The organism is Intestinibacter sp. (genome assembly GCF_022780145.1).
Classification (GTDB): domain Bacteria; phylum Bacillota; class Clostridia; order Peptostreptococcales; family Peptostreptococcaceae; genus Intestinibacter.
In genome coordinates, this window is sequence record NZ_JALEXO010000286.1 from 1 (window position 1) to 22,326 (window position 22,326).

Below are 22,326 nucleotides of genomic sequence, written 5' to 3' on the forward strand. Positions count from 1 at the left end.
CTTCTCAATGAAACACCTAATATAGCCATCTGTCCCACTCCCATGATACTGAAAGTTGTTAATAAACTGATAGATATTATCTCTTCTGTTTTTATGCTCATTTGATTTTGATTGGATACTAAAAATTTTATCCCGTATGCAAATATAAAAACTGATGTAAATACTATAATAGACTCAATTCCAACTACTATAAAGCTATATAATCTTATATCTGTAGCTAAAGTACACATCATAGATACTGGCAATATTATTAAAAATCCAATCAAGCTCAACTTAAATAATTCAGTAACTTCTTTTATTTTTTTACTGAAAATCATTATTATAGTAGCACAAGCAACATATTTAGCTATTATAGATACTTCATTAAAAGATAGTAAAGTCCCCAATAAAACTGCTATAAAAACCTGTATTTTATATTTATCAAATCTACATATGTATAAGAAAAAAGCTAATCCCAATGGAGCAATACCATCTATTAAAATTGATCTGCTTAATAAAAATCCAATTATCATAAAAATTATAACTTTTGAATCAAAGATTCTCGAGAGCTTTAAATTGCTGTAATTAAAACCCTTATTTTTAATGGTCGCTGTTCTGTCCATAAAAAATCTCCTCCTTTGTTTACATAGATTGTAGCAAAGCAGGAGAAATTAATTTGTCATTTCTAGTACCTAAAATCAAAAAACTTTAAGACATCTTTTTTGCCATTTGACACATTAAGCCTTCCAAATTATCGTATTCACTTACAATTATTTCATTTAATTCTAGCTTTTCCATTATCATGTCTAAAATTACTACACCAGCTGTTATAATATCCGCTCTTTTTGGTTGTAGACCATTTAGTCTCTTTTTATCTTCTAATGTCATATTTTTTAGCATTTGTAGAATTTGGTCTACTTCTTTTTTGCATATTTTACTGTTGTGTACTTTTTCCATAGAGTATACTTCTAATTTTTGATTGATAGCAGATACAGATGTGATTGTGCCTCCTATACCTACTAATTTTTTTATATTTCTATTTTTAATTGTATTTATTGTATTTTCGATTGTTTTATTTATAAATTCAACTGTATCGTTTAATTCTTGATCAGTTACTATTTCTGTTTTTAAAAATTTTTCTGTTAATCTTAGAGCACCTATATTTTCACTTTTACAAAAATTTACGCCGTCTTGATTTCCAACTATAAATTCTGTAGAGCCTCCTCCAATATCTACAACTAGAATCTCTTCAGAGTCCTCCTTTTGAACACCTTCTAATACTCCTAAAAATCCTAAATTAGATTCTCTCTCTCCTGTGATAACTTCTACATCTATTCCTGTGTCTTTTTTTGCAAGAGCTATAAATTCGTCGGCATTTTTGCTATCTCTCAAAGCAGATGTCCCCATGCAGTATACGTAATCACAGCCTTCACTGTCACAAATATCCTTAAATTCCTTCAGAGCCTTTATATTTCTATCTATAGCCTCTTGTGATATATATCCTTTATCATCTACACCTTGACCGATTCTAGTAGTATTTACGTATTTTTTTCTATCTATTATCTTTTCGTCCTTGTATATAGCAGTTAATAATCTCATAGAGTTTGTCCCTATGTCTATAGTTCCTATTTTCATTTTGTCCTCCTAGATTTTTAATATAGCTTTATTGTATTTATTATAAAACAAAAAAGGCAACCCCAAAAGAGTTACCATTTAGTTATTTAAATTACTAAATTTATTTTTCTAAATATATTATCTCATTTTTTTTGACCATACCTAATTCATTTCTTGCTAAGCGTTCTAATTCTTCATCATTTTTATAAGATTTATTATTTTGAAATTTTTTTATCTCATTCTCTGTGTCGTCTATTTCACATTCTAATTTAGAAATCTCCTCTTTATAATCTCTAATATTTTGCAATTGAACAATAACACCAACTATTAAAGTAAACACTACAAATGAGGCAAACATATAAATTAATATCCATTGACCAGAGAATTTTTTTCTTAAGTTCATACTATACACCCTTTTTCATTTTCTTTTTTACCAAAGGCCTTTTAGATGACTTTCCTTTTATAAAAACAATGTTTGGTATGTAAAATATAATATCAAATAAAAAATGTATTGAATAGACTATAATGTAATACAAATTCTCTAATATTCCGACTATGCTTAATACAAGCTTTTTTATGAAGGATTTAATAAAATTTATCACCATGCTATTAAACCTAAGTACAAACTTGCTTATAGTGTTGTAATATAAAATAAATCCAACTAATAAAGCTATAAAATGATAATATCTCAGTTCAAATTTACTGGTAGCATTTATAACTATAAAAATAATAAATGTCACTAGTATCCAAAATAATATATCGAATATAAAAGATATTCTTTTTATAAATTTAAAATTATTTTTCAGCGATCTGTTAATATCAAATAAAATCCCTATAGCTATTCCACCGTAGATGGTAGCATAAAATACATTTAAATCTTCTATGAAATAATTCATTTATTTAAAAACCTTTTTTAAAAAGCTTTCTTGTGTTTTTTTAGATTTAGAGTAGACGATTGAATTTATTGTTCCTTGGACGCTTATCACGTTTTCTTCGAGATTTAGCTTGTTCATATCCAGCGCCTCTCCATCTATTACTAATCTTCCTTCACAGGTTTGTATTTCTACTTTTTTATCACTGAAGGAATATATATGCTCTACTCCTGATATTAACAAATCTGATCTACCTTTTAAACTTATATTATGTTCCACTTTATCACCTCAAATTTATTTATATACTAATATAAATATACTGAGGATTTTTTAATATTATTCTACTATTTCGTACATTTCCTTGGCCTCTGCCTTTAAAACATGTTCTCTTATCTCATTTATTTTAAATTTCATTTTTTTCTCACCAAAAGTTATTTCTAGTATATCGCCTATTTTTACCTCTGTAGATGATTTAGCGACTTTTCCGTTTATTGTCACAATTCCTTTATCACAAGCATCCTTCGCAACTGTTCTACGCTTGATAATTCTTGAAACCTTTAAGAATTTATCTAATCTCATATATATGCCTCCTGTAAAATCATAATAAAAAAGAACTAAGCATTATAATTACTTAGTCCTTTTTTATCTTAAAAATATTGTTTCATCTCTTACAAAGTAATTATTTAAAATTACTATACTGTATTATTAAATGTTTAGATGTTTAAATACCTAAATTTTATATTATGCTTGATTTATTGCTTCTTTAAGAGATTTTCCAGCTTTGAATACTGGAGCTTTTGAAGCTGGTATATCAATTTCTTGTTCTGGATTTCTTGGATTTCTACCTTTTCTTGCAGCTCTTTCTCTAGTTTCAAAAGTTCCAAATCCTACTAATTGAACTTTTTCTCCTGATACTAATGCTTCTTGGATTGATTCCATTAAAGCATTTAAAGCCATTTCAGCTTCTTTCTTTGTTAATTCACTTTTTTCTGCCATTTTTGATACTAATTCAGCTTTATTCACAATATTTACCTCCTAAATTGTTTATCGTATAAAACCCATTAATTCTTAGTTCTATACACGCTAGAAATTTCCTTCTAAAATTTATTGAAATTTAGCCTGTTCCCAAAGTTCATCCATTTCTTCTAATGTCATATCTTCCAGTCTCTTGTTCAATTTTATAGCACTCTGTTCAACAAAGTCAAATCTTTTAATAAATTTGTCATTCGTAATATTTAATGCTTCTTCTGGATCTACCTTTAAAAATCTTGCTAAATTTACTATTGAAAATAGTAAGTCTCCCAACTCTTCCTTTATGTATTTTATATTCCCCGATTTACATTCGTCAAGTAGTTCTTGATATTCTTCTCTAACTTTTTTATGAACGTCCTCAATATCGTCCCAATCAAAACCTACTAGAGCAGCTTTTTTTTGTATTTTTTTAGCCTTCATCAAAGCTGGTAAATCTACAGGAATTCTGTTTAATCCTTCTGTAACTGTAGTCTCACCCTTTTCTTCTCGTTTAAGATTTTCCCATGTTTTATCGAACTCATTCATATCAATTTCTTCTCTTTTGAAAACATGTGGGTGTCTATGTATAAGCTTTTTACATATTGCACTAGTTACATCTCCTAGATTAAAAAATCCTTCTTCTTCTCCTATTTCACAGTGGAATATAACTTGTAGAAGCACATCCCCAAGTTCTTCTATAAGTTCGTCTATATCATCGTTGTCGATAGCTTGATTTACTTCGTATGCTTCTTCTATTAAAGATTTTTTTAAGGTCTCATGGGTCTGTTTCTTATCCCATTCGCAACCATCTGGACTTCTTAATATTTTCATAACTGATTGTAAATCATATACAGTATTATACATTTTTTTTGAAGATTTTGGTATATATAGACTAGTTAAATAATCAAATAACTCTCTATATCTATCTATTTCATATAGTTTCACTGGAACTTTTTGTTCTAAGCCCTTGATACCAGCTCCATTAACTATATAAACTTCTTGTTCATCGTCGTAGTAGTCCATTAATTTTAACTTAACATTTGATGCTATAAATTCATCATAGACCTGTGTGACGATTGTATTAGTTCTTGGATCAATAGGGGAATTTTCAAGTTCAAAAGCATCTACCAATCTAAAACCATCTGCAGGATCTACTGCTAAATAGTTAAACATAGCATCTACAAAGCTCATAGAAGCTATTACCTCGACTTCTATGTTGTTTTCAGCAGCTAACTGTTCTATTATGCCTACAGTCTTTTCTGCTACCCTTGGATGCCCTGGAACGGCGTATACTAAATCGCCTTTTTTAGCTTCTTCTATTATAAATTCAGATATATGAAAATATACATTTTCAAAGTTTTCTTCTTTTTCATAGAAATAATCTAAGCTAGTATAGTTTATTTGATTTTTTAATTGATCCACAGTAGGATGCTTTTCTGTTCTTAAAAAAATTCTATCAGATGATTGTAATAATTCTAAGGCTCCTTGGCTGATTAGTGAATAATCTCCAGGACCTAAACCTACAATTGATATCTTACCCATATTATCACTCCTAGTAAATACACTACAAAAACAATGTCATTATAATTATTGTCTTTATTTCAATATCTATTCCTATTCTAATTCATTAAATTTAATTTCTTTAACATTTTATATATTTTTTCGCCCTTTGGCATTATTAATATTTCATCTTTTTTAATTCCGCCAATAGCAAGTAATACTATTACATAAACAACTCCACCAACCATAATAGAAATTATTGTTGATATTGCATTTCCAAATACCATTGATACTAAACCGTAGCATATTTTAACAGCTACAAACATAGTTGTTACTGTCAATAATGGTTTTATTATAAATTCTTTTTTAGAGAATCTCATATTTAGAGTTTTCTTTATGTACATAAATTCAATTAATGATGCAACTGCATATGCAGTTAAAGTACCTATAGCTGAACCGAAAACATTTATAGCTGGTATTCCTGTTAAAGTATAACTTAATATTACTTTGAATACCATACCTATTGCTAAAGCTATAACTGGAACCATAGGTTTACCCATACCTTGAAGTATACCATTTTGTGCATATATTAATCCTAAGAATATAGCAGAAGGTGCACAAGCAAATAACATTTGTCCTATAGCTCCTGTTTCACCTGGATATAATAAATTCATTATTGGAGTAGCTAGAGATGCTAATCCAAAAGCACAAGGTAATACTATAAGTAAAATCATTTTTATTCCGTTTCTAGCCTCTTTCTTAGCTCTTTTACGTTGATTTAATGCACAAGCCTCTGAAATAGATGGAACTAAACTCATACCTATAGCTTGGTCTATAAATACTGGTAAATTTACTGTTGCCATAGCCATACCTGTTAATTGTCCTAATAAAGAGTTCGCTGTTTTTACGTCAAAACCACTTTCTTGAAGTCTTCTTACGACAACTATACTATCTACCATGTTTACTAAAGGCATAACACATGCACCTATAGTTATTGGTATTGCAACGTATAAAATTCTTTTTAATATTGTTTTTGTGCTTTCAACTTTAATATGTTTACTAGCTTCAAGTTCAGCTCTACGTTCTTTTGAGCCTCTCAAATAAGCCAATACTAAAAATGCAATTGATGCAAATCCACCTATAGCAGCCCCTAAAACACCACCGGCAGCTCCTCTTTCAGGTCCAAAACTAACCATCCAGTAATATGCAATTGCTATACCTAGCACAACTCTAAAGAATTGTTCTACCATTTGAGAAATCGCAATCTTACTCATTTCTCTTCTACCTTGGAAATATCCTCTAAATGAAGACATAAGTGGCACAAATAAAAGTGCTGGCGCTATTGCGACCATACTAGCGTATGCACCCTTATTTTTCATTATAACTGTAACTATAAAGTCTGCTCCAAAATAGAATATACAGAACGAAATAAGTCCTGTGATAAATAATACAGTTGATGCTATTCTAAATGTCTTGTTCGCTCCGCCATAATCTCCAATAGCTCTTTTTTCTGAAACCAACTTAGCTAATGCAGTAGGGAAGCCTGCTGTTGCTAATGTTAAAAATAATGTATAAACAGGATATACGGCTTGATAATATCCCATACCAGTTGAACCTACCAAGTTTCCAAGTGGTATTCTAAAAAATGCTCCCATTATCTTAACAACAACACCCGCTGCACCAAGTATAAGCGCTCCCTTTAAAAAGGATTCTTTATTTTTGTTGTCATCCATAATTTTTAACCTCCAATTTATTAGACATATGAAATTATATTCATTTTATATTACAAATAATATCTTTTCATCTTAAAATATCAAAACTGTTTTATATATAAACTATTACAATTCGTATATAAACATTTGTAACAAAACCTAATATATCACACTTATAACGATTTATTCAATATTTTCCACATTTTTAATTATTTCTTAATAATTTTTTATTAAATATTTTCAATAATTTTAAAAATTAAAGACCCTCTATTAAAGGGCCTTTTAATAAATTATTGAACTTGCTTTCCTAAAAAACTACAAGCTACCTTAAGAATTTTTTCTATTCCTTCTTGGAAGTTTTCATTTTCTTTCGTAACTATAACTATACTTCCTATACAATCTCCTGATATACTTATTATAGGCATTATTATTTGGCCATTATAAAAATTATTATCGTCTTTGTATAGAGGTATTTTATTTTCATCTTTTATCTGTTTTGTTTCTCTATTTTCTATTATTTGTTCTAACTCTTTGCTTATATTTTTTTCTTTGTAGTCTTTTTTAGGTAATTTAGATACTGATATTATAGAATCTAAATCAGTTATGATAACACCATGTCCTAGCGTTTCTCCTAATGTTTCAGCATATTCTTGTGAAAACTCGTTTAACTCTCCTATTGGCGAGTATTTTTTAAGTATAACTTCTCCGTCTTTAGCTGTAAATATTTCTAACGGATCTCCTTCTCTTATTCTTAAAGTCTTTCTTATTTCTTTTGGAATAACAACTCTTCCTAAGTCATCTATTCTTCTAACTATACCTGTTGCTCTCATTTATGATAATCCCTCCATTGATTTCTTTTATTGTATTTTTACCATTCAAAAGAAAAATATACAAATTTCGGTTAACATTATATAATAATTATTTATTTTTTGTCAAAATAATTTTATATTTTAATTATATTTTTTATTTCAAAACGCTATTTTTCTACAAATTTAATAGAAATTCAAATTTATCTTTTATAATATAAGTCTTCATTAATTTGTACATTTTTTAAATAATTATTCTCCTAAAGTTTAAAAATAATTTATTTTATTAAAAAAATAAGAGGAATAATTCCTATAAATTATTCCCCTTATTTTTCGTCTATTTTATTGTTCGTATGACTTATTTATATGAAATAGATTTTAATTGATCTTCATTTACATCTATTTTAGCATCATCTACTAATTTTTGAATATTTTCACTAAATTGAGTACTTAAAAGCGCACTCTTAACATCGTCTTTTACTGCGTCATAAGTAACTGCCTTATCTGTAACTTTAATTATATGATATCCGTATGAAGTTTCTACTATATCAGAAATTTCACCTTTGTCTAAAGCAAATGCTGCTTTACTGAACTCTTCTACCATTTGATTATAAGTGAAAGCACCTAATTCTCCACCACTTTCAGCATTAGAAGTATCATCTGAATATTCTTTAGCTAATTTAGCAAAATCTTCTCCTGCTTTAGCTTTTTTAAGAACTTCTTCTGCTTTAGCTTTAGCTTCTGCTTTTTTCTTATCTGATAATTCTTTTCCAGAATCATCTGTTGTTGATATCAATATATGAGATGCAGTTACAGTATTGTATGCATCTTTATTAGCTTCATATTCTTCTTTTAGCTTAGATTCTTCTACATCTGTCTTTTTATTAAAATATTCTTGATAAGAAGAAGTAGCTAATTCTCTAGTTAAAACATATTTTAAGAAATCATCGTTAATTCCTGCTTTTTCAGCTTGTTCTTTTGTAGTTTCATCACCGTTTACACTTTCATTAAAGTTATCTACAGCTTCTTGAACTTCTTCATCTGTTGGTAGTGCATCAACTTCTTTAGCTTTTTGATATATTACTTCTGATTGTTCCATTGATTGAAGTATACTATCTTTAAAAGAATCCCAATAAGTTTTCTTTTCTGATGATTTACTATCATCTGAACTGCTAGAAGTTGTTCCATCTTCCATTTCTGTTTCCCAAACAGAAGATGTATATCCTTGGCTTTCATAGCCTGCTTTTACCCAATTTACATATGTTTTGTAGTATTCAAGTGGTATACCTTCACCATTTACTGTAGCTACTGACTTAGAAGAGCACCCTATCATACTTATCCCTAAAATTAAAGTCAATGCTAATGTCATTAATTTTTTCATTTTCACACCTCATTTTTACTTATTTTCGTTTAATCTACACATTTTTTCTAATAAACCTAATAATTCTAAAACTATTTTATAGCCAGCTTTTTCTTTAGTTTTGTATCTAGTTAAAGGCACTAAACTAATTTCATTTTTATTTTGGATGACTTTTTCTATTTTTAATTTTTTGCACATAGATTTTATATACGCTATATAAAGTAAAGTCTCGACTGATCTAGGTAAATCAGAGAATCTATCTACTAATTCCTCTCTAATTTCCTCCATGTCCTCTTTATTTTCTATAGATGCTATTTTTTTATACATTTCTATCTTATCAATTTCTTCTGGTATATAAGAATTTGGAATGTATGCATTTACGGCTAAATTAATTTCAACATCTATTTCTTCTTCAATTGGCTCTCCTTTGACCTTCTTTATAGCTTCATTTAACATTTTAACATATAAATCATAACCTATGACAGCCATATGTCCATGCTGTTGCGATCCTAAAATATTACCTGCACCTCTTATTTCCAAGTCTCTCATGGCTATTTTGAAGCCAGATCCAAACTCAGTAAACTCTCTGATAGCCTTTAATCTCTTTTCTGCTACCTCACTTAAAACCTTATCCTTTTCATACATCAAATATGCATAGCCTTGTCTAGAGCTTCTACCCACTCTACCCCTCAATTGGTAAAGCTGAGCAAGCCCCATTTTATCTGCATCGTATATAATCATCGTATTTGCATTTGATATGTCCATACCTGTTTCAATAATTGTGGTACAAACTAAAACATCGTATTCCTTATTTAAAAATGCTAATATAATATTTTCAAGAGTCTTTGATGTCATTCTACCATGGGCAACGGCAACCTTTGCATCAGGTACTAATTTTTGAATCATACTTGCCATTTCTTCAATATGTTCCACTCGATTATAAACAAAAAATACCTGACCTCCCCTTGCAATTTCTCTTTCTATTTCATCTTGAATAATACTCTCTTTTGCTTCTACTACATAAGTTATGACTGGATGTCTTTCTTGTGGTGGTTCTTCTATTACACTCATGTCTCTAATTCCACTTAAAGACATGTGTAATGTTCTAGGTATAGGAGTCGCTGATAAAGTTAAGACATCTACTGTATTTTTAAATTTCTTAAGAGATTCCTTATGTTTAACTCCAAATCTTTGCTCTTCGTCGATTACAAGTAATCCTAAATTAGGTAGAGTAATATCCTTCGAAATAATTCTATGTGTTCCTATAAGAATGTCTACTAATCCTTTTTTAGCGTCGTTTATTATTTCCTTTTGTTGTTTAGGAGTTTTAAATCTACTTAAAACCTCTACTCTAATCGGATAATTCTCAAATCTCTCTTTAAACGTGTTGTAATGCTGTTGAGCTAAAATAGTCGTAGGAACTAATATCGCTACTTGTTTTTGGTCCATGCAGGCTTTAAACGCGGCTCTTATAGCAACCTCTGTCTTACCATATCCTACGTCTCCACATACAAGTCTATCCATTACCTTTGACGATTCCATGTCTTTTTTAGTTTCTTTGATAGCTTTTAATTGATCTTCAGTTTCTTCATATGGAAACAAGGATTCAAATTCCTTTTGCCAAACTGTATCCTTAGAAAACTTATAACCTTTGATTTTTTCTCTTTTTGCATAAAGCTCAACTAAATCCTTAGTCATGTCTTCTATTTCACGTTTGACCTTTGCCTTTGCCTTTGTCCATTCATTCGTTCCAAGCTTATTTAGCTTAACCTTTTGAGCCTCTGCACCTATATATTTCTGAACCTTGTCCATCTGGTCTATAGGCACATATAAGTTATCTCCACCTTGATAGATTATTTTTAAATAGTCTTTTTTGACTCCATTTACTAAAATTTGTTCTATACCTGTATATCTACCAATACCACTATTTTCATGAACTACATAGTCTCCTATTTTTAAATCTAAAAATGATTCAATTTTTTGTCCATCCTTGTTCTTTTTCTTTTTAGATTTTTTAGAAGTTCTTTTGTTTACACCTATTATTTCATTGTCTGTTATGACTTGAAATTTTATAGATTTATATTCAAAGCCTTTACTAATATTAGCTGGGATAATCACTATTTGTGAAGATTTTATCTCTATATTTCTGCTTTTTGATATTGTAGCTTCTAATCCTAGATTAAATAAATCCTCGTGTAATTTTTTACACCTATCAGAAGAATTTACTGCTAATATAATCTTGTAGCCATTATATCTAAGTCTATTTAAATCCTCTACCAATACATTCAGCTTTGAATTATACGTAGGTATTTCCCTAGATTCAAAATTAATTATATTGGTAACTGAAAAATCATTTACTGGCTTTGGCAATAATGAGTTTATAATTAATTTCTTATCGTCAATTAAAAACGGCAAATCTTCATAAGTATAAAGTAAATTTCCCTGATTTTTTATAGCTAAACCTCTCTCAAGATTTAGTTTGTAATTATCCTTAAATTCATTCAAATAATTTTGACATCTTTCTTTAAGTCTAGAGATATCATTCATTATTATTATGGCATTTTCAGGCAAATAAGTAAATAAACTTTTATTTGCATCCTCATATAGATAATCAATATAATTTTCTACACCTTGAAAATAAGTTTTATTAGCTATATTGTCTATGTTATTAAAAACATCATCATCGGTATATTGATTAGTCTCTTCTTTGATTTTTTTAACAGCTGAGCTAGTGTCCTCTGGATATATAAACTCTCTCGATGGAGTTATAACTACTTTTTTTATTTTATCTATAGATTTTTGGGAAAACACATCAAAAGTACGTATAGAATCGATTTCATCATCAAATAATTCTATACGAATAGGATGTGTATACTCTAACGAATATACATCTATTATCCCGCCTCTAACGCTAAATTGACCTAGACCTTCTATTCTAGAAACTCTCTCATATCCCAATTTAACTAATTTTTCGCTTAATACTTCTAAATCTATAGTGTCGCCTATTTTATAAGTAAGTACATTATCCAATAAAACATTTTTAGGTATATATTTTTTTAATACTGCATCTATAGATGCAACTACTATTGTTTTTTGTTTCTTAGCTAATTTCAATAATACTCTTAATTTTTTTGCTTCTTCATTTCTATCCTTTGCATCTAAATGATAAAAATAAATTTCATCTGTGCTGAGATATTCCACCTTATCCTTAGTATAAAAACGAAGTTCGTTGTAGACCTTCTTTGCTTCTAAATCATTATTAGCAATAAACAAAGTAGGTCTAGATAACTCCTTGAATATCGAATAAGTTATATGTGGTTTTTGCATAGCTAAAAGACCATTTAGTTGTAATGATCCTTTTTTATTACATATTGAGTTTACAATCTCTTTATACTCATCTGAGTTTTTTAAAGGGTATACAAAAATGTCCTCCATATAACCCCTCCTTATTTTACATTATATCTATTCATTGCTAAATCTAGGTTTTCTCTAATAGCGCAATCAACTGCTGCCACTGCATGCTCATAGCTTTCTTGAAGATTTTTTTCATCCTCTTTGCTAAATCTAGATAAAACAAAATCCGCTAAATCTTGCCCATTTTGAGGTCTTGATATTCCCACTCTAACTCTTGGAAATTCATTAGATCCTAGGCATTTTATTATAGATCTCATTCCATTATGAGTTCCACCGCTTCCTTTTTTTCTAATTCTTATTTTGCCTATATCTAAATCTATATCATCGTATATTACAATTAAATTCTCTAAATCTATATTGTAATAATTACAGATATCAGCAACTGATTCTCCACTTAAATTCATATATGTTATAGGTTTTACTAATATTACCTTTTCAGTTCCGACTCTTCCTTCACCAGTTAGTGCTTTATGTTTTATCTTGCTCACATCTATTGAATATTCCTTCGCTAAAAGATCTATAACATTAAATCCAACATTGTGTCTTGTCTTTGCGTATTTGTCTCCTGGATTTCCTAATCCCACTATTATATACAAATAATTCGCCTCCTTTATATTTTTTCGCTTATAATTTCAAAATAGATTTTTATTATATCACATTGTGTTAATATAATTAAAATCGTAGCAATAGAAATAAATGGTGTAAAAGGTATTCTCATTTTTAAATTAAACTTTCTTTGCTTTAAAATTATCAAAATACCAAACAGAGAAGTTATAAAAAAAGACAATACAAACACGTTAAGGCTATGTTTTGCTCCCAATACAAAGCAACATAACCCATAAAATCCTATATCACCTTCAGCTATTGCCTTTGTAGTTTTACATATCAAAAAAGACAGTAAAAGTCCTATTATTAAACCACCTAAGTGCTCTAATAAACAAATATAAGGTCTCTTCATCAAAATAAATACTATACTCTGAATTATTATACCACTAACTACAGTTATATCGTACACAAAACTTGTACGAAAATCTATTATTGAAATCAATATTATAAATGGAATTAGAAAAAAATAACTTATCGAATCTTTAGTTATTTCATATTTATTATATATTAACAAGGATATTATTATACTTGATAAATATATTATTATAGTATTAGATAAACACGGTTTAATATCCTTGCATATTATGTATATTAATTTAGTTTCAATATAAGATACTATTAAAAAAATCACGATTATAATGCAAATCATCATAATTATTGTATTTATAGATTTATTATATTAATATAGAGCTTTTATGTATTTTAAGTGCTATTTAAATCTGTACAATCTTTCTCACATACTGCAAATCATCACATCTACTAAGTAAACTTTCCTTAGATATTAATCCCTGTTTATAGAGTCTCGAAACATCTTGGTCCATGGAGAACATATTTTGTTTTGATGAGGTTTGGATTATATTTTGAATTTGGTAAATTTTATTCTCTCTTATTAAATTTCTTATTGCCGTATTTGCAATCATAACCTCTGTAGCTACTACTCGAGATTTTTCATCTATGGAAGGAATTAATTGCTGTGAAACAATACCTGTACATACGGTCGATAGCTGACTTCTTATCTGTTGTTGCTTAGACGCTTCAAATGAATCTATTATCCTGTCTATAGTTTTTGCAGCCCCTATAGTGTGCATGGTCGAAAATACTAAATGACCTGTTTCTGCAGCTTTTAACGCTATTGAAATCGTCTCTGCGTCTCTCATTTCGCCAACTAAAATCACATCAGGATCTTGTCTCAAGCTAGCCCTCAATGCAGAATTAAAATTTGCAGAGTCCTTTCCTATTTCACGTTGATTTACTATACTCTTTTTGTGTTTATGTACATATTCTATAGGATCCTCTAAAGTTATAATATGACATTCTCTAGTCTCATTAATTAAATCTATCAAGCTTGCAAGAGTTGTCGATTTTCCACTCCCTGTAGGTCCTGTTATTAAAATCAAGCCCTTCTGCTTTTTAGTAAATTCCTTCATAACCTCTGGCAATCTAAGCTCTTCAAAATTTGGTATTTCCTTTGGTATTATTCTCAAAGCCATCGCGTAATTACCCTTTTGTTTATAAACATTTGCCCTAACTCTATTCCCATTAGATAAAGATATAGAAAAATCTAACTCTCCCTCTACATTAATTCTGTGTATAAGTTCTGCATCAATAATCTGCTGTAATAAGTTATACACATCTTTATTAGTAAGAACTACTTCTTCTAACTTCACAAATTTACCATTAACTCTAGCAATTGGGAATAAATCTACTGTTATATGTACATCTGATGCATTTAAACTCACAGCTTTATCAAGTATTGTTAATAAATCCATAAATTTCTCCTCTCTTTTTATTTATATACTGTGGATAAATTTTATTTATATTATTACTAAAAATTAACATTTATATACAAATTAAGAAGAATTCTAATATTTTTATCAAAATAAAAACCCCTGCTATAATAAAGTAGGAGTTTAGTAATATTATTCTATATTTATATTTTCTTATATTTTCTATAATTTTTGTAATACCTTAATTTTTATATATTATTTATTTAATTTAAATTTTTTATGTTTAAATCTTCTAAATATTCTTCTATTTCTATATTGTTATGATGTGTTAATTTAATAATGTATTAATTAAAATTTAATTCTTATCAATTCATTTTTAATGTGCCTTCTATAGTGTATACAAAATAAATATAATATATTTTATTAATCTTTATTCCAGTACTCTATTATACTATCCCAATCCTCTTTTTCTTCTTGATCCATATTGTAATAACTATATTGTTGTTCTTCTATTTCTTCTTCTACTTTTTCTTCTACTTTTTCTTTTATTTCCTTTTTTAACATTAATAATTCATTTCTTTTTAAATCATATAAATTTGAATTAGAATCTAAAAACTTTTCTAATTCTAAACCATTTTCATCTAATAAATCAAATATTTCTTGTATTAAATCATCCTTTTTTTTATAACTCATTTTAACATACCTCCTGAATACTATTTCCTTTATTGGATTATAAATTATAATTTTAAGTACTTCGATACTGTTGACTGAGAAATATTTAACATATCTGCTATTTGTCTTTGTTTATATCCTTGACGATAAAGCGATTTTACTTGTTCTATTAAATTTGATTTAGAAATATTCATATCAAAGCTAGAATTAGTTTGTATAATTCCATTCTCCTCAAGTTTTATTGTAGTTGTACATCTTGCACCGTTTGAAATACCAGAAATAGTTGCAATTCCTTTTTTTTGATCACAACTATACTTTACATCATCAAAATTACAATAGTTGTTACTATTCAAAAACAAAATAAAGGTATTGCCCAAATGATAAATCATTTCTACAATACCTTATATCAACGAATTCTTATATAATTATTTGACTAGAATAATACACTAACAGATTCGTTAGCAAATATTTTCTTAATTGCATCAGCAAATAAATCTGCTACTGTTAATACTTCTATATTGTCTAATTTCTTTTCTTCTGGAAGTTTTATTGTATCTAAAACTATTAATTTAGTTATAGCTGATTCTTTTATTCTTTCTATTGCTGGACCTGATAAAACTGCATGTGTACAGCAAGCATATATATCTTTAGCTCCAAATTTCTTTAATGCATTAGCTGCATTTGTTATTGTACCAGCTGTATCTATCATATCGTCAAGCATGATTATATTTCTTCCTTCAACGTCTCCTATTAAGTTCATAACTTCTGAAACGTTAGCTTTTGGTCTTCTCTTATCGATTATTGCTAGTGGAACATCTCCATTTAATTGGTTAGCAAATTTTCTAGATCTAGTAACACTTCCTAAATCTGGTGAAACTACTGTTAAATCGTCTATTTCCATTTTATTGAAATAATCAGCTAATATGTTTTGTCCTAGAAGATGATCTACTGGTATATCAAAATATCCTTGTATTTGAGCAGCATGTAAATCCATAGTTAAAACTCTGTCTGCTCCAGCTGCAACTATTAAATTTGCAACTAATTTTGCAGTTATTGGATCTCTTGATTTTGCTTTTCTATCTTGTCTTGCGTATCCGTAATAAGGGATAACTGCTGTTATTCTACCTGCAGATGCTCTCTTTAATGCATCGATTATTATTAATAATTCCATTAAGTTTTGGTTTACTGGATTATTTGTAGATTGGATTACGAAAACGTCACAACCTCTTATTGTTTCTTTTATGTTTACAGATATTTCACCATCGCTGAATTTAGTTACTTCACATTCTGAAACTTTAACTCCTACTCTTTCAGCTATCTTAGCTGCTAGTTCTGGGTTTGCATTACCAGTGATAATTTTAATCTCACTTCCGCTAGTATTCATTCTTATCCTCCCGAAAAATTTATATATTATATTTTTAGACATAAATGTCTATAAAAGGCTAGTTTATTTTTTATTTTCTTTTGCTGCTTCTTTAGCTGCATCTCTTGCTTCTTTTTTAGCTACCCATCCATTTTTTACAACTTGTCTTTGTCTAGCTATAGCTAATGCTCCATCTGGTACATCATCAGTTATAGTCGAACCTGTTGCTATATATCCTTTGTATTCTACATGAACTGGTGCCACTAAGTTTGAATTAGATCCTATGAAGGCATGATCTTCAACTTTTGATCTATACTTAAATTTACCATCATAGTTTACAAATACTACTCCACATCCTATATTTACATGTTCTCCTACATCAGCATCTCCTATATAAGATAGATGTGATGCCTTTGTATAGTCTCCTATGTTTGCATTTTTAACTTCTACAAAGTCACCTATCTTTACATGACTTCCTACATTACTCTTTGGTCTTAAGTATGCATAAGGTCCAACAGTAGTATTTTCGCCGACAGCGCTATCTATTATAGTTGATATTTTTACTTCTGTAAAATTACCGATAGTTGAATTTGTAATAGAAGAATTCATTCCTATTATACATTCTTCTCCTATAACAGTGTTTCCTTTTAACATTACGCCAGGTTCTACAATAGTATCCTTACCAATTTGTACATTTGATTCAATATATGTATTTTCTGGATTGATTATTGTAACACCATTTTCCATATGTTTTTTGTTTATTCTTTTTCTCATGATTGCTTCGGCTTGTGATAATTGAACTCTTGAATTTACACCCATTAGTTCTTCTATAGTAGCTCCTACGAAAGCTCCTACTTTAGAACCTTTGTCTTTTATTATTTTCATAGTATCTGTTAAATAATACTCTCCTTGAGCATTATTGTTATCTAATAGTTCTAATGCTTCTTTTAGTTTATCACCTTTGAAACAGTAGATTCCTGAATTGATTTCATTTACTGCTAACTCTTCTTCGTTAGCGTCTTTTTGTTCTACTATTCTTGAGAAGTTTCCTTCTGCATCTCTTATAACTCTTCCATATCCTGTTGGATCATCTACTTTAGTTGTTAAAACTGTTGCCATGTATTCATTTTCTAAATGATAAGCAAATAGTTTCTTTAGAGTATCTTCTTCTATTAGAGGAGTATCTCCACATAATACAACTATAGTATCATCGTCATTTATGCTGTCTTTTGCCATTTTAACGGCATGTCCTGTACCTAATTGTTCTTCTTGCATTACTACAATACATTCTTCTGGTATTACATTTTTTACAGTTTCAGAGCCATGTCCTAATACTACTACGACATCGTTCACTCCTGATTTATTTGAAATATCAATTACATGATTTACCATTTCTTTTCCACATACCTTGTGCACTACTTTAGGGTTTTTAGATTTCATTCTAGTACCTTTACCTGCAGCAAGTATTATCGCTTTAAAGTTCATCTTTTCACTCCATTCATATAAATATTTTCTGTAAATTATTTATTTACATACAATATTATATACTTTCATACGATTTTTTTCCCAATAAACTTTTATTTTTTTGAAAAAAGTTATAAAAATTATTATAGTATGCTAAATAATCCATATAGATGACTATTATTGTGCCTATTTGACACTAATAATATAACACTTTTTTAGAATAAATGCTAGTTTTTTAAGATTAATTCTTACTTATAATACTTTATTATTTTTTTAATATATTTTTTAAATTTATTCTAATATTAAAATCAATAAAAACTTCACTAAAAAAAGCCGAATCTAAAATTCGGCTTTCAGTATATAAACAAATTATAATATTCAAATTTATTCAGCAGCAACTTCTAATTGAGCTAAAGCTTCGTGATAAGCTTTTAAAACAGCATCTTCTAGAACTTGTCTCATTTCTGCATTTATTGGATGAGCTATATCTCTAAAGTTACCTTCTCCAACTTTTCTACTTGGCATAGCTATAAATAGTCCATTATGACCTTCTATTACCTTAATGTCATGAACAACAAATAGGTTATCAAAAGTTATAGAAACTATACATTTCATTTTTCCTTCGTTTGTTATTTTTCTTACTCTTACGTCAGTTATGTTCATTCTAAATATCCCCCTTTATGATTTTGACAAATACTATTATTATAAACTGTATTCTAAATAATTCTATACATAAAGGTGATATCCTCTTTTTTTTTGAATTTTAATTAATATTTTTCTAATTTTTAGATTATTTCTCGTTATCAGAGATAAATTGTGAGTCTCTATATTCATCCTTAAATGTTTTAAAATTAGGCTTAGCAATTATACTTTCACCATTATCATCTAATTCTATCAATGAAATATAATCCTTTACCATTTTTTCTTGAGGTTTTGTTGTAGATATAAATACACCTGTTCCGATTACTTGTGCTCCAAACTCATGCATTAAATCCTTCATGCCCTTTAAAGTTCCTCCGCCTCGCATGAAATCGTCTATTAATATAACTTTGCTGTCAGGTTTTAAGGCTCTTCTTGGTAAGCTCATACTTTCGACCTTATTGCTTCCTCCAGTCACATAAGTCATGCTCAATGTAGGTCCTTCAGAAACCTTCATATCCTTTCTAATTATAACTAGAGGTAAATTCATAGCTTTAGCCGTCATAAGTGCCATTGGAATACCTTTAGTTTCCATAGTTACTACACAATCTGCTTCACTATAATCTAAGTTTGAAGCAAATATTTTTCCAATTTTAGAAACTATAGCTGGATTGTAAATCAAATCTATTAAATATAAAAAGCCCCCTGAAAGCTTTCTCGAATCATCATTTATTTTTTCACATAATTCCATCAAAAATTGTTTATTTTCTCCAATTGATGTTTTTGGTATATATTTAACTCCACCAGCAGCCCCTGATATAGTTATTACTCTTCCTAATTCTAATTTTTCAAAAACGTTTTTAACCACTAATAAATCTTCACTTATTGTAGATTTTGCTGCATTAAATTTTTCTGTAAAAAAGCTCAATGTGTATATTCTATTCGGGTTATCTGACAATATTTTTACTATAGCGCCTATTCTTTCCGTTCTTTTAAACTTCATAATTAAAAACCTCCTAAAACCACTATCCTTACAATTTAAAGTATATAATGCATAAATTTTAATAATATGATATAATAAGATTTATGTTTAAACATATTTTTTAATTAATAAAAGTATTATATATCAATATTGTTTGCAGATTATACTTTAAATATTGAACATTATTTAATTATACCACATAAATAGTTCAGATTATAGAACTTAATTAAAAAGAAAGGTGGTTTTATTTATGAATATACATTTTATTGGTATTGGTGGTATTAGTATGAGTGCCTTGGCAGAAATTTGTCTTAACAAAAAGTACAATGTTTCTGGATCTGATATGAATGAATCAGACCTTACTAGAAAACTAAGAGATCAAGGTGCCAAAATTTTTATAGGTCAATGTAAGGAGAATATAACTGATGATATAGATATAGTTGTTTACACTGCAGCTATTCATCCTGATAATCCTGAATTAGTGGAAGCCAAAAACAAAAACAAATTGACAATAAATAGAGCAGCATTTTTAGGACAATTAATGAGAGAATACAAAAATTCAATCGCTGTATCAGGAACACATGGAAAAACTACTACTACATCAATTTTATCAACTATATTTGAACATGCTAAATTAGACCCTACTATATTAGTTGGTGGAAACTTAAAATCAATTGGTGGAAATGTTAAAATAGGACATTCTAGCCATTTTATAACAGAAGCTTGTGAATACGTTGATAGTTTCTTAAACTTCAACCCTAAAATATCTATAGTTTTAAATATAGAAGAGGATCATCTTGATTACTTCTCTGGAATAGATGAAATAAAAGCTTCTTTCAATAAATTTGGTAAGCTTCTACCTAAAGATGGTTACTTTATCATAAACGGTGATAGTCCTAATATGGATATATTACACGATGTTAAAGCACACGTTGTCAAATACGGTAAAAAATCATCAAATGATGTAATTATAGAAAATATAGATTTTGACGATTTAGGCTGTGGTTCTTTTGACTTAAATTATAGTGGAAAACATATAGGTAATTTTAAATTACACGTACCAGGACTTCACAATATTTACAATGCTACATCCGCTATAATCGCTTCAATAGTATCTGGAATAGATGTAGATACTATCAAAGAAGGATTATTAGATTACACTGGTGTCGGTAGAAGATTTGAAGTCAAAGGTAAATATCACGACGCTACAGTTATAGATGACTACGCTCATCATCCAACTGAAATAAAAGCTACTCTATCTACTGCAAAGAGATTTAAAAAAGGAACTCTATGGTGTGTATTCCAACCGCATACTTACAGTAGAACAATATCTCTATTAGATGAGTTCTCTGAAGCATTCTATTCAGCTGATAAGGTTATAATAACTGATATATTCGCTGCAAGAGAAGACGACCCTGGAACTATACATTCTAGAGATTTAGTAGAAAGATTAAATCACAATAATGTAGATGCAACTTATATATCAAAATTTGAAGATATTGTAAAATATCTAAAAGAAAATGTAAAACCAAACGATACAGTATTAACTGTTGGAGCTGGACCTATTTATCTAGTAGGTGAAGATTTATTAAAACAAGAAGACTAATTTATCTTAAATTAAACTTTTTATAAATCATAAAAATAAAAAACTCTGAATCCTACCAAGACATATCCTTGGTAAAGATTCAGAGTTTTTTAATGTGCATTATTTTTCTTCATCCGCTATTTTAAATACTTCAGTTTTTATATAATCATAAAGATTATTTGATACCTCATAATAAGAGATTAAATCATTTACTGTTATTTTAACATAATCCTCTCCCATTATATCGACTTTTGCTTCATAATTATCTGCTTTTATATTAATAGTAAATTTATACTTACTTCTTTCTCTAGCTTTTTCTGGTTGTATTTTTCCAACTAGTCTTTTTTGGACCATCTTACTAGCTAAATCGTCGTAATTCCATCCACTTATTTTTTTAGTTTCATCACCATAATCTATAGTAACCTGTTTCCATGTCTTATATTGCTTTATAAAATCAAAGGAAGTATATATACTCGTATCTAAAACTTCTTTAAATTCCTTCTTATAAGATACTGGAACCTTGTAGTATTCTTCTTGGTTGACAGTATAAACCCTAAACACATTTAAATCAGTAGAAAATTTTATTTCATCATCTGTATATCCCTCGTATATAGGTGTATAAGAATCTGGCGTTCTAATCTTACTGAATTCTTTAAATGAATATTGGAATTCTTCTACCTTCTCTTTCTCCATTCTAACATTAGAGACATTCCCATCTGATATATATATTTTATTTTTATCTTTAAATTGATCTAGTAGGCTTCTAGTATCCACCTTTTCTTCTGTAGTTGGCACTTTAGTTCCTTGAGTGTTCTCCGCCAATTTAGAAAAAAATCTAAAAGATATAAAATATATAACAAAGAAAAGGACTACTCCCATTATCAAAATGGCTCTTTTCTTTATTTTTCTTTTTTTTGACATTTTATTATCTCCTCCATGCCCTTAAAATCGTCTATGATAATTATATAACTTTTTATTTAATTTTTTAAGTATTATTTACCATTATTAAGACAATCTTTA

General features: G+C 28.6%; 22 protein-coding genes and 1 pseudogene. 1 reads left to right on the top strand and 22 read right to left on the bottom strand.

Annotated elements, in window-relative coordinates; genetic code table 11:
- The 21 genes and pseudogenes from MR593_RS10835 to purR form a co-directional block, all read right to left on the bottom strand.
- A pseudogene (locus tag MR593_RS10835) lies at window positions 1-602 on the bottom strand (stage II sporulation protein E); the annotation flags it as partial.
- Window positions 603-687: 85 nt separating this feature from the next.
- Entirely contained in the window at window positions 688-1,614 is a 927-nt protein-coding gene (locus tag MR593_RS10840) for a Ppx/GppA phosphatase family protein (RefSeq protein ID WP_290692755.1), read from the bottom strand.
- Window positions 1,615-1,714: 100 nt separating this feature from the next.
- Window positions 1,715-1,996 (bottom strand): FtsB family cell division protein, encoded by a 282-nt coding sequence (locus tag MR593_RS10845; RefSeq protein ID WP_290692757.1) that lies wholly within the window; start codon window positions 1,994-1,996, stop codon window positions 1,715-1,717.
- A 1-nt stretch (window position 1,997) separates the two neighbouring features.
- Complete coding sequence (gene yabQ, locus MR593_RS13615; RefSeq protein WP_290692759.1) at window positions 1,998-2,489, bottom strand: spore cortex biosynthesis protein YabQ; 492 nt, start codon at window positions 2,487-2,489, stop codon at window positions 1,998-2,000.
- Window positions 2,490-2,744, bottom strand: a complete 255-nt coding sequence (locus tag MR593_RS10855) for a YabP/YqfC family sporulation protein (protein ID WP_290692761.1) — start codon at window positions 2,742-2,744, stop codon at window positions 2,490-2,492.
- Window positions 2,745-2,801: 57 nt separating this feature from the next.
- Entirely contained in the window at window positions 2,802-3,044 is a 243-nt protein-coding gene (locus MR593_RS10860) for an RNA-binding S4 domain-containing protein (protein ID WP_290692763.1), read from the bottom strand.
- A 162-nt stretch (window positions 3,045-3,206) separates the two neighbouring features.
- Window positions 3,207-3,488 carry an HU family DNA-binding protein gene (locus MR593_RS10865; RefSeq protein ID WP_290692765.1) on the bottom strand — a complete coding sequence of 94 codons (282 nt, stop codon included), beginning with the start codon at window positions 3,486-3,488 and terminating at the stop codon, window positions 3,207-3,209.
- An 81-nt stretch (window positions 3,489-3,569) separates the two neighbouring features.
- A complete protein-coding gene (mazG, locus tag MR593_RS10870) occupies window positions 3,570-5,018 on the bottom strand; it encodes a nucleoside triphosphate pyrophosphohydrolase (protein ID WP_290692767.1) in 1,449 nt (482 codons plus the stop codon).
- Between the two features lie 77 nt (window positions 5,019-5,095).
- Window positions 5,096-6,709 carry a putative polysaccharide biosynthesis protein gene (locus MR593_RS10875; protein WP_290692770.1) on the bottom strand — a complete coding sequence of 538 codons (1,614 nt, stop codon included), beginning with the start codon at window positions 6,707-6,709 and terminating at the stop codon, window positions 5,096-5,098.
- A 269-nt stretch (window positions 6,710-6,978) separates the two neighbouring features.
- On the bottom strand, window positions 6,979-7,518 hold the full coding sequence (locus MR593_RS10880) for a stage V sporulation T C-terminal domain-containing protein (RefSeq protein WP_290692772.1): 540 nt from the start codon (window positions 7,516-7,518) through the stop codon (window positions 6,979-6,981).
- Window positions 7,519-7,852: 334 nt separating this feature from the next.
- The gene (locus MR593_RS10885) at window positions 7,853-8,875 is read right to left on the bottom strand and encodes a peptidylprolyl isomerase (protein WP_290692774.1); all 1,023 of its coding nucleotides are present in this window, start codon (window positions 8,873-8,875) and stop codon (window positions 7,853-7,855) included.
- Window positions 8,876-8,890: 15 nt separating this feature from the next.
- The gene (gene mfd, locus MR593_RS10890; RefSeq protein ID WP_290692776.1) at window positions 8,891-12,289 is read right to left on the bottom strand and encodes a transcription-repair coupling factor; all 3,399 of its coding nucleotides are present in this window, start codon (window positions 12,287-12,289) and stop codon (window positions 8,891-8,893) included.
- An 11-nt stretch (window positions 12,290-12,300) separates the two neighbouring features.
- Window positions 12,301-12,864: an aminoacyl-tRNA hydrolase gene (gene pth, locus MR593_RS10895; RefSeq protein ID WP_290692778.1), complete on the bottom strand. Its 564-nt coding sequence runs from the start codon at window positions 12,862-12,864 to the stop codon at window positions 12,301-12,303.
- A gap of 14 nt (window positions 12,865-12,878) precedes the next feature.
- Entirely contained in the window at window positions 12,879-13,526 is a 648-nt protein-coding gene (locus tag MR593_RS10900; protein ID WP_331474831.1) for a prepilin peptidase, read from the bottom strand.
- A 61-nt stretch (window positions 13,527-13,587) separates the two neighbouring features.
- Complete coding sequence (locus MR593_RS10905; protein WP_290692780.1) at window positions 13,588-14,643, bottom strand: type IV pilus twitching motility protein PilT; 1,056 nt, start codon at window positions 14,641-14,643, stop codon at window positions 13,588-13,590.
- Between the two features lie 381 nt (window positions 14,644-15,024).
- Window positions 15,025-15,294: a hypothetical protein gene (locus tag MR593_RS10910; protein WP_290692782.1), complete on the bottom strand. Its 270-nt coding sequence runs from the start codon at window positions 15,292-15,294 to the stop codon at window positions 15,025-15,027.
- 44 nt (window positions 15,295-15,338) lie between these two features.
- A complete protein-coding gene (locus tag MR593_RS10915; protein WP_290692784.1) occupies window positions 15,339-15,626 on the bottom strand; it encodes a helix-turn-helix domain-containing protein in 288 nt (95 codons plus the stop codon).
- A gap of 80 nt (window positions 15,627-15,706) precedes the next feature.
- Window positions 15,707-16,657: a ribose-phosphate diphosphokinase gene (locus MR593_RS10920; protein WP_290692786.1), complete on the bottom strand. Its 951-nt coding sequence runs from the start codon at window positions 16,655-16,657 to the stop codon at window positions 15,707-15,709.
- A gap of 63 nt (window positions 16,658-16,720) precedes the next feature.
- Window positions 16,721-18,121 (bottom strand): bifunctional UDP-N-acetylglucosamine diphosphorylase/glucosamine-1-phosphate N-acetyltransferase GlmU, encoded by a 1,401-nt coding sequence (gene glmU / locus MR593_RS10925; protein ID WP_290692788.1) that lies wholly within the window; start codon window positions 18,119-18,121, stop codon window positions 16,721-16,723.
- A gap of 363 nt (window positions 18,122-18,484) precedes the next feature.
- Complete coding sequence (gene spoVG, locus MR593_RS10930; RefSeq protein WP_022070784.1) at window positions 18,485-18,763, bottom strand: septation regulator SpoVG; 279 nt, start codon at window positions 18,761-18,763, stop codon at window positions 18,485-18,487.
- Window positions 18,764-18,890: 127 nt separating this feature from the next.
- Window positions 18,891-19,742, bottom strand: coding sequence for a pur operon repressor (gene purR / locus MR593_RS10935; RefSeq protein ID WP_290692795.1), 852 nt, complete (start codon window positions 19,740-19,742; stop codon window positions 18,891-18,893).
- A gap of 229 nt (window positions 19,743-19,971) precedes the next feature.
- Between purR and murC the strand changes: the two genes are divergently transcribed.
- A complete protein-coding gene (gene murC / locus MR593_RS10940) occupies window positions 19,972-21,327 on the top strand; it encodes a UDP-N-acetylmuramate--L-alanine ligase (protein WP_290692797.1) in 1,356 nt (451 codons plus the stop codon).
- Between the two features lie 99 nt (window positions 21,328-21,426).
- Here the strand turns inward: murC and MR593_RS10945 are convergent, their stop codons facing one another.
- Window positions 21,427-22,227 carry a hypothetical protein gene (locus MR593_RS10945; protein ID WP_290692799.1) on the bottom strand — a complete coding sequence of 267 codons (801 nt, stop codon included), beginning with the start codon at window positions 22,225-22,227 and terminating at the stop codon, window positions 21,427-21,429.
- Between the last annotated feature and the right edge of the window lie 99 nt (window positions 22,228-22,326).